Below are 9117 nucleotides of genomic sequence, written 5' to 3' on the forward strand. Positions count from 1 at the left end.
AAAACGCCGGTGGCCTGTCCTACCTGTTGATGAACAACAAGAAGATCTGCGTGTGGGGAACAAGCACACCCTGAATGGAGATGACACAATGACAAGCATGAGTGAAGAGGAACGCCAGCTAGTTGACCGCTACCATCAACTCATCCAGGAAGTTGATGATGCCCGAGCGGCGTACTACAACCGTGATGCTCCTGTTTTGTCGGATGCAGAGTACGACAAGCTCTACCGCGAACTCGAAGACTTTGAGGCACAATACCCGCAGTATTGCAGTGCAGATTCTCCTACCACTCAGGTAGGAGGTGCAGCTTCGGAAGCCTTTGCTCCTGTCGAACATCTCCAGCAGATGACCAGCTTGGACGATGTTTTTTCTTTGGAAGAGCTCGCAGGCTGGGAAACCCGAATGGCTAACGATACGGGCCGTAGCGATCTGGACATGCTCACCGAGGTCAAGATTGACGGTCTTGCGGTTAATTTGCTCTATGAAAATGGAGTACTCTCTCGCGCAGCGACGCGAGGCGATGGATGGGTTGGTGAAGATGTCACCGCCAATGTCCGGACAATTTCGTGTATTCCTCATCGTTTGAAAGGCTTGGTTCCCGCTCGCGTTGAAATCCGCGGTGAGGTCTACTTTCCAACGAAGGATTTCGAATCTCTAAATGCTGAGCGCGTCCGCACAGGTGAGGCGCCCTTTGTGAACGCTCGAAATGCGGCTGCGGGTTCTTTGCGTCAAAAAGATTCGAAGAAGACCGCTGAACGGCCTCTTGCAATGTTGGCGCACGGCATTGGTTTTGTCGAAGCCGGAGATAGTGGCTTCACTGAGCCCGATACCTTGTCTGCCTGGTTTGAGTGCCTCAAAAATTGGGGAATGCCGGTCTCTCCTCACACTAAGCTCCTGCGTGGTCGCGAGGCGATTGAGAAGCGTATCGGTGAACTGGGCGCTCAACGACACTCTTTAGAACATGAAATCGACGGGGTTGTCGTCAAGATTAATGATCGTGCGATTCAGGCAAGCCTGGGAACAACCTCGCGTGCTCCGCGTTGGGCCGCTGCCTATAAATTTCCGCCGGAAGAAGTTAATACCCGCCTTCTTGATATCCGAGTCCAAGTGGGGCGTACCGGGCGCGTGACACCTTATGGCGTGATGGAGCGTATCCTCGTTGCCGGTTCCCACGTCTCACGTGCAACTTTGCACAACGCAAGTGAAGTTGCCCGAAAAGGCGTTCTGATTGGCGACCTAGTTGTTTTGCGGAAAGCCGGGGATGTTATTCCCGAGATTGTCGCCCCCGTAGTCGCTGCCCGCGATGGCAGTGAGTACCCCTTCGTCATGCCGCAAAACTGTCCTTCGTGCGGGACGAAGCTGGCTCCCCAGAAGGAAGGGGATGTGGATCTTCGTTGTCCAAACCAAGCGGGGTGCCCTGCACAAATTACCGAGCGGATTGCCCATTTGGGTGCCCGCTCCGCCCTGGATATCGAGGGACTTGGGGACGAGGCTGCGCTTGCCCTTACCCAGCCCGAGGCCAATCGCGATGAGGTAGCCGCCGCGCTCGCGGCAGGACGGACTGTTTTCCTTGAAAACGGGACCACACTTCGCATGGAAAAGACTGCTGAATTAACGCATGGCGAACTGATCGGTGATGCCGAGGCTCTTCTTCCTTCTGTCCAAAAGCCTGTGTTGTCCTCAGAAAGTGATGTTTTCAGCCTCGAAGCTGAACGCTTACGCGATGTCATGGTCTGGAAGCCCGTGACCAAGGATGGCCAAGAAACCGGCGACTGGATGCAGGTTCGATATTTTTGGACTAAGGCCTGGAAACAGAAGGGAAATAGCGGAGTCTATATCCCGCTTGAGAGCACTCCTTCGAAGAACACGAAGATGATGCTTGAGCAGATCGAGGCTGCAAAAGAGCGTCCGCTTGCACGCATTTTGGTTGCCCTCTCAATTCGCCATGTTGGGCCGACCGCTGCCTCGGCTCTGGCTATGACCTTCCCCTCGATGGATCTCTTAATGGAGGCTTCCGTCGAGCAACTGGCGCAAGTCGATGGTGTCGGTCAGGTAATTGCTCAATCTTTGCGGGAATGGTTCGACGTAGATTGGCATGTGGAAATTGTTCGTGCGTGGCAAGCTGCGGGAGTCCGTATGGAAGATGAAGTTCGCGAAGATATCGAACAGACCCTCGAAGGACTGACCGTTGTCGTTTCAGGAGCAATGCCCGGCTACACGCGAGAGGGCGCGAAGGAAGCGATCATCGCCCGAGGAGGAAAAGCCTCGGGATCGGTATCAAAGAAGACATCGCTGGTCATCGCAGGGCCCGGCGCGGGATCGAAAGCCGCAAAGGCCGAGGCCTTGGGCGTGCCCGTCGTTGATGAAAAGTATTTTGAGCGGGTGCTTAAGCAGGGGCTCGCCGCTCTCGATGACTAAACGATAAATTCGAGGGGGTGCAGAAGGCGCTCGGAAATTCGGGTGAGTAGCGAGCGTTTTTCCCATTCCGCGAAGCTAAGCTTGCGCGCATTGGTCAGGTCTAGCTCAAAGATCCGATCCATCGTTGCCGCGAAGGCTTGCGAACGGAACTGGACGTTGACTTCGTAGTTGCCCTGCAGGGAAAGCCTGTCGATATTTGCGGTGCCGACAGTTGACCAGACTCCGTCAATCGTCATGGTCTTGGAGTGGATCATTGCATCCTGGTACAACCAGATTTCCACCCCTTCCTTCAACAGCGGCCCGTGATAGGGGCGTGCAACCCAGTCGGCAAGGATATGGTTGGAATACTCCGGGATCAGAATCTGTACCCGGACGCCTCGGCGTGCTGCGTGTACCAGGGATTCGAAAATCTCGCGGTCAGGGATGAAATACGCACTGGTGATACGAATTGAGTGCTGCGCCCGATCGATTGCGTCGATGTAGAGGCCTCGAACGGGGTAGAGCAAGCGTGAAGGCTGATTGAAGGCCAGTGATACATCGCTGTCCCATTTGGGCGCACGAGTGCGCGGAAGTTTAGGCTGTCCACGGCGTTTGAAGTGATTCCAGAAGTCAATGAAGCCGTACTTTAACTCTGCAACTGCTTCCCCCGTGACGCGCACGTGGGTATCGCGCCATTCAAGGGCGAAAGGATCGCCGATGTTGTAGCCGCCGACGAAGGCTACATGGTCGTCGACGACCATGATCTTGCGGTGATCGCGACCGGTTTTGCGCAGATTAAAGGTGAACATTCCCGAACGGATTTCGGGGAAACGACGGATGTAGAGGTGGGGAGTCTTGGGGAAGACGTAAAAGAACGGGTCTTGGTTCATGACAGCAAAGCCGTCGTAGACGATATGGACGTCGACCCCGCGCTGTGCTGCGGCAAGAAGTGCCGATTTGAAACGTTTACCCCATGTGTCTGAGCGCCAAATATACGATTCTAAGAAAATGTAGTCCTTTGCCGAGGTGATCGCTTCAAGCATGTCCTCGTAAAGAGAAGTGCCCTCGGTGTAGGTGCGAACATCCGTCCCATCGACTTCGGTATCTAGGGGAGGAAAAGTTGGGAAACCGCCTGTGACCTGCGGAACGCGGTCTTTACGGAGCTTATCAACGACATGGACGCCGATCAGTGCCGCAGCTTGGGCACCCACAAGCGCTGCGCCGGTAATTTTCAGTGCCTTGAGGGTGCGTGAAGAGAGTGACGGTCGAAGATGAGACATGTTTTAAGCCTACTCAAAAGTTGCCAACGATGGGCATGGTATGAGAGGTACGCCCCGGGCGGGTATCATCCTTGTTATGGCAAGGATCAGTACTGATGAGGTCACCCGTGTGGCGGGATTGGCTCGAATTGCACTTACACCGGAAGAAATCACCAGAATTGCTGGTGAGCTAGACGTTATTACCGAGGCCGTTGCAAAAGTCTCCGAGGTTGCAACCCCGGATGTGCCCGCGACCTCGCACCCCATTCCACTGTCGAATGTGTGGCGTGAAGACGTCGTTGGCCCAACGCTTGACCGTGACGAGGTTTTGGCGCAGGCCCCCGCACAAGAAGACGGAATGTTCTTGGTTCCGCAGATTTTGGAGGAGGACTGATGAATCCGTTGTTGAAGAAGTCCGCCTGCGAGCTTGCTGACCTGCTGCGTAGCGGTGAAATCACTTCTGTTGAGCTCACTCAGGCGTGCTTGGATCGCATCGATGCGATTGACCCCAAGGTCCACGCCTTCCTGTATGTCGATCGTGAAGGTGCTCTTGCAACTGCTGCCGACGTGGATGCGCGTCGTGCCGCTGGGGAAGAACTGCCTCGCTTGGCAGGCGTGCCCATTGCAGTCAAGGACAATATGGTGACCCGAGGCGTTCCCACCACCTGCGCTTCGAAGATTCTTGAGGGATGGTTGCCTCCCTACGACGCAACCGTCGTCGAGCTTCTGCATAAGGCTGGAATGCCGATCTTGGGTAAGACCAATATGGACGAGTTCGCTATGGGTTCGTCGACCGAGCACTCCGCTTATGGCCGTACCGGAAACCCGTGGGATCTTGATCGTATCCCCGGCGGCTCCGGAGGTGGCTCCGCTGCTGCTGTTGCGTCTTTCATGGCACCTCTGGCTTTGGGCTCCGATACCGGTGGTTCGATCCGTCAGCCCGGTGCTGTGACGGGAACCGTGGGCGCAAAGCCCACATACGGTGCTGTTTCGCGTTACGGACTGATCGCTATGGCCTCGTCGCTGGACCAGATTGGCCCGGTAACCCGCACGGTTGAGGACGCGGCTGCACTTACTGAGGTGATTGGTGGCTACGATCCCCACGATTCGACCTCCCTGAATGAGCCGGTTCCTGCGCTCTCTGAAAGTGTTGCTCAGGTCGCCAAGGACGGGAAGATTGAGGGGCTGCGCGTTGGCGTTGTCCGCGAACTTTCCGGCGAGGGCTACCAAGATGATGTTCTCGAGGCATTCAACGCGACCGTTGAGAAGTTGCGTGCCGCCGGGGCTGAGATCGTTGAGGTTTCCTGCCCAAGCTTCGATTACGCACTTGCTGCCTACTACCTGATTATGCCGGCTGAGGTTTCCTCGAACCTGGCGCGTTTTGACGGTATGCGTTATGGCATTCGCGTCGAGCCCAGCGAAGGCCCTGTTACCGCAGAGCGCGTGATGGCAGCGACTCGTGAAGCCGGTTTCGGCGATGAAGTGAAGCGCCGTATTATCTTGGGCACTCACGTCCTGTCCGCAGGCTTCTTCGATGCCTACTACGGAAGTGCGCAGAAGGTTCGTACCCTGATTCAGCGCGACTTTGCGCGTGTCTTTGAAGAGGTCGATGTTCTGGTTTCGCCGACCTGTCCGACAACGGCATTCCGTTTCGGAGAGAAGATGGATGATCCCATGGCGATGTACCTCAATGACATCGCGACCATCCCTGCAAACCTGGCCGGAATTCCTGCGATGAGTGTTCCAAACGCCGTCAGTGCCGAGGGGCTTCCCGTTGGATTCCAGATTCTTGCTCCGGCTCACCACGACCTCAAGATGTATGAAGTCGCAAGCCTCGTTGAGCAACTCAGTGGCGATATCGCGGGTAACTGCCCCGCAGCGCAGTGGGAGGAAAAGTGATGACTGAGCTGATGGATTACCAGGAGGCTACCGCTTCCTTCGATCCGGTTCTCGGAATTGAAGTGCACGTCGAGTTGGGTACCGCGACCAAGATGTTCGATGCGGCCCCCAATGCCTTCGGTGGCGACCCGAATACCTACGTGACCCCCGTGTCGCTTGGCCTTCCCGGCTCGCTCCCCGTGGTCAATCACCAGGCAGTCGAATACGCGATCAAGATCGGCCTCGCATTGAATTGTTCAATTGCCAAGAGCTGCCGTTTCGCGCGTAAGAACTACTTCTACCCGGACCTGACGAAAGCCTTCCAGACCTCGCAGTCAGATGAGCCCATCGCTTATGACGGCTATGTGGACGTTGAGCTAGAGGACGGCACTATGTTCCGCGTTCAGATTGAGCGTGCACACATGGAAGAAGATGCCGGAAAGAACACTCACATCGGTGGCGCGGATGGTCGTATTCAGGGTGCGGACCACTCGCTGGTTGACTACAACCGTGCGGGTGTCCCCTTGGTTGAGATCGTGACCCGTCCTATTGAAGGGGCAGGGGAGCGAGCACCTGAGGTTGCCGCTGCATACGTTCAGGCACTGCGTGATATCTTCCGTACTCTTGGCGTCTCTGAGGCACGTATGGAGCGCGGAAATGTCCGTGCCGATATCAACGTTTCTCTGCGCCCGACCCCGAGCTCTCCTTTGGGCACTCGAACCGAAACCAAGAACGTGAATTCTTTCAGGGGTATCGCGAACGCCGTTCGTTTCGAGATTCAGCGACAGGCGCAGATCTTGGCTGACGGTGGATCAGTGCTTCAGGAAACCCGTCACTTCCATGAGGAAGACGGAACGACCTCGTCTGGTCGTGAAAAGTCCGATGCAGAAGATTACCGCTACTTCCCCGAACCGGATCTTGTCCCGGTTGTTCCCTCTGAGGAGTGGGTTGAATCCCTGCGTCAGTCCCTGCCTGAGCTTCCGGTCGCCAAGAGGCGCCGTCTGCGCGAGCAATGGGGTTTTGCCGATAAGGAAATGCGCGACGTCATCAACGCGGGCGCACTTGAACTCATCGAGGCAACCGTCGAAGCCGGAACTGATCCCGCAGCTGCACGTAAGTGGTGGATGGGTGAATTGGCTCGTTACTCGAAGGACAAGCAGGTTGCGCTTGAGGACCTACCAGTTTCTCCCGCACAAATCGCACAGCTCCAGTCCTTGGTTGATAGCGGTCGTCTGACCGACAAACTTGCTCGCCAAGTCCTTGAAGGTGTTCTTGCGGGTGAAGGCGATCCTGAGCAGGTCGTAGCTGCACGCGGACTTGAAGTCGTTTCTGACGATGGTGCACTTACTGCAGCCGTTCAGGAAGCGCTGGACGCAAACCCCGATATCGTCGAGAAGATCAAGGGCGGCAAGGTTCAGGCCGCCGGCGCTCTTGTCGGTGCGGTGATGAAGGCTACCCGTGGCCAGGCAGATGCTGCCCGCGTTCGCGAACTCATTATGGAAATGGTTGGCGCTTGATCCTTCGTTGATTAAATGCCCCTGGCCCGGTCTGCTGTGCAGACCGGGCCCTTTCCATACCTGTCGAAGACCGAGGAACACGGGGGTGAGGAAACAGGACTACATACCACGGCCTCGGAAAATGGGCTCAAAATGGACACCGCTGCACCCGTGCACTGGCGCGGCTACGATGGAGGTGGAGCCCTTGTCGGCTCTCCTCAAAACAATCGGATATGCAAAGGTGACCAATGCGTACTTCTCCGTCATACACCGCGTCCTACCGTCTTGAAGTCGACGAAGCCAACCTTTCGGTTTCGCAGATCGTGGATGTCGTTTCTGCTACCGGTGCTCAGATTAAAGGCCTTGATGTTGCCGATTCTGACCGTGGTCGCATCGTTATTGACCTCACCTGCGACATGCGTGATTCCGAACACCGCCGCGAGGTTGAAAATGTTCTCGATGGCCTTGACGGCGTTCACACCTCTTCCGTGGCGGACCAGACCTTCATGGCTCACGTCGGCGGCAAGATCGAGGTTAAGCCCAAGGTTCCTCTGCGTAACCGTGACGATCTTTCTCGTGCATACACCCCCGGTGTTGCGCGTGTCTGCACGGCGATTCATGACACGCCTTCTAAGGCCCACCTGTTGACCATGAAGGCCAATTCTGTCGCCGTTGTCTCGGATGGCACCGCGGTTCTTGGTTTGGGCGATATCGGCCCTGAAGCCGCTCTTCCCGTGATGGAAGGCAAGGCTGTCCTGTTCAAGCAGTTCGGTGATGTCGATGCATGGCCGGTTGTCCTTGACACCAAGGACACTGAAGAAATCATCTCGATCGTTAAGGCAATTGCTCCCGCATATGGCGGAATCAACCTCGAGGACATTTCTGCTCCCCGCTGCTTCGAAATCGAAGAGCGTCTGCGCGCAGAGCTCGATATCCCGGTTTTCCACGATGATCAGCACGGCACGGCAATCGTTGTGCTGGCAGCACTGATCAATGCGCTCAAGCTCGTGAACAAGAAGATCGAGGACGTGCGTATCGTCGTCTCCGGCGTTGGTGCAGCAGGTTCCGCAATCATCAAGCTCCTGCTGGCTCAAGGTGCGCGCGACATCGTTGGCTACGGTCGTACTGGCGCGCTTGCAGGTGATGATGTTGAGGGCATGCACCCCTCACGTGCATGGTTGGCGCAGAATACGAACCCACGCATGGTGCATGGCAGCCTGAAGGAAGGCATTGTTGATGCCGATGTCTTCATTGGTGTCTCCCACGGCAACATCTTGGAGCCTTCGGATATCGCGAAGATGGCTCCGGGCGCGATCGTTTTTGCTCTTGCAAACCCGACCCCCGAGGTTGATCCGATTGCGGCTGCCCAATATGCGTCAATCGTTGCGACCGGTCGTAGCGATTACCCGAACCAGATCAACAATGTTCTGGCCTTCCCTGGCCTGTTCCGTGGCCTCTTGGATGCAAAGGTCAAGGAGATTACGACCGAGGTTCTGCGCGTCGCTGCAAACGCAATTGCCGATGTGATTAGCCCCGACGAGCTTTCGCCGAACTACATCATCCCAGGTGTTTTCCACGAGGCCGTCCCCGGCGCAGTCTCGAAGGCAGTGCGTCAGGCGGTCCACGACCTTCCGACCATTGACATCCCCGTTCAAGAGCACATGGATGCTCGCTGAGTAAGGGGGAGTGGCGTTTTCGAGGAAGTGGGCGCGCTTTGGTAGCGTAACTGCCTTTCTTGAAACATTCGCTTAAACCAAAAAACGCAGGACCTGCCTCTTTGTGAGGCAGGTCCTGCTTTTGTTGATATACGCGTGTATCGCATTGAAATTTAGCCGTTTTTGAATGAATGTTTTCTGGTTAACCATTCAGAAATGGTGGTATTGCTGCCTTTTGTGTGCTGGTTCACGTGGTTTTGGTTTGACGTGGTGGGGGTTGGGTGTGTAGATTTTTCTTTCGTCGCCGCGGCCTTGTGGTTGTGGTGGTGGCCTTCTTTCTTGGCTTTTCCTGCTGGTTTTTGGTGGGTTTGGTTGGGGAGTGTGGGGGTGTTGTTTGTGAACTCGATAGTGTGTTTGTTTTTTGTTTTTATGCC

At 55.9% G+C, this 9117-nt stretch carries 7 protein-coding genes; 5 read left to right on the forward strand and 2 right to left on the reverse strand.

The window, feature by feature from the left end; genetic code table 11:
* The first annotated feature begins 88 nt into the window (after nucleotides 1-88).
* Nucleotides 89-2416 carry an NAD-dependent DNA ligase LigA gene (gene ligA, locus ADG72_RS06175; protein ID WP_048713428.1) on the forward strand — a complete coding sequence of 776 codons (2328 nt, stop codon included), beginning with the start codon at nucleotides 89-91 and terminating at the stop codon, nucleotides 2414-2416.
* On the opposite strand, the gene ADG72_RS06180 is transcribed toward ligA, so the two are convergent.
* Complete coding sequence (locus ADG72_RS06180; RefSeq protein WP_048713431.1) at nucleotides 2413-3675, reverse strand: phospholipase D-like domain-containing protein; 1263 nt, start codon at nucleotides 3673-3675, stop codon at nucleotides 2413-2415. The two genes, ligA and ADG72_RS06180, sit on opposite strands and share 4 nt — an antisense overlap.
* 76 nt (nucleotides 3676-3751) lie before the next feature.
* Here ADG72_RS06180 and gatC point away from each other — a divergent pair, with 76 nt between their 5' ends.
* The 4 genes from gatC (at nucleotide 3752) to ADG72_RS06200 (ending at nucleotide 8704) form a co-directional block, all read left to right on the forward strand.
* Entirely contained in the window at nucleotides 3752-4048 is a 297-nt protein-coding gene (gene gatC, locus ADG72_RS06185) for an Asp-tRNA(Asn)/Glu-tRNA(Gln) amidotransferase subunit GatC (RefSeq protein ID WP_019127204.1), read from the forward strand.
* A complete protein-coding gene (gatA, locus tag ADG72_RS06190) occupies nucleotides 4048-5553 on the forward strand; it encodes an Asp-tRNA(Asn)/Glu-tRNA(Gln) amidotransferase subunit GatA (RefSeq protein WP_048713434.1) in 1506 nt (501 codons plus the stop codon). The genes gatC and gatA overlap by 1 nt, the downstream gene beginning before the upstream one ends.
* Nucleotides 5553-7049 (forward strand): Asp-tRNA(Asn)/Glu-tRNA(Gln) amidotransferase subunit GatB, encoded by a 1497-nt coding sequence (gatB, locus tag ADG72_RS06195; protein ID WP_048713436.1) that lies wholly within the window; start codon nucleotides 5553-5555, stop codon nucleotides 7047-7049. Before gatA ends, gatB begins: the two co-directional genes overlap by 1 nt.
* A 227-nt stretch (nucleotides 7050-7276) precedes the next feature.
* Entirely contained in the window at nucleotides 7277-8704 is a 1428-nt protein-coding gene (locus ADG72_RS06200; RefSeq protein ID WP_048713438.1) for an NAD(P)-dependent malic enzyme, read from the forward strand.
* A gap of 152 nt (nucleotides 8705-8856) precedes the next feature.
* Here the strand turns inward: ADG72_RS06200 and ADG72_RS08760 are convergent.
* A partial coding sequence (locus ADG72_RS08760) for a hypothetical protein (protein WP_204372724.1) occupies nucleotides 8857-9117 on the reverse strand: 261 nt, incomplete at its 5' end.

It is taken from the genome of Trueperella pyogenes (assembly GCF_001070855.1).
GTDB classification, from domain to species: Bacteria; Actinomycetota; Actinomycetes; order Actinomycetales; family Actinomycetaceae; genus Pauljensenia; species Pauljensenia pyogenes_A.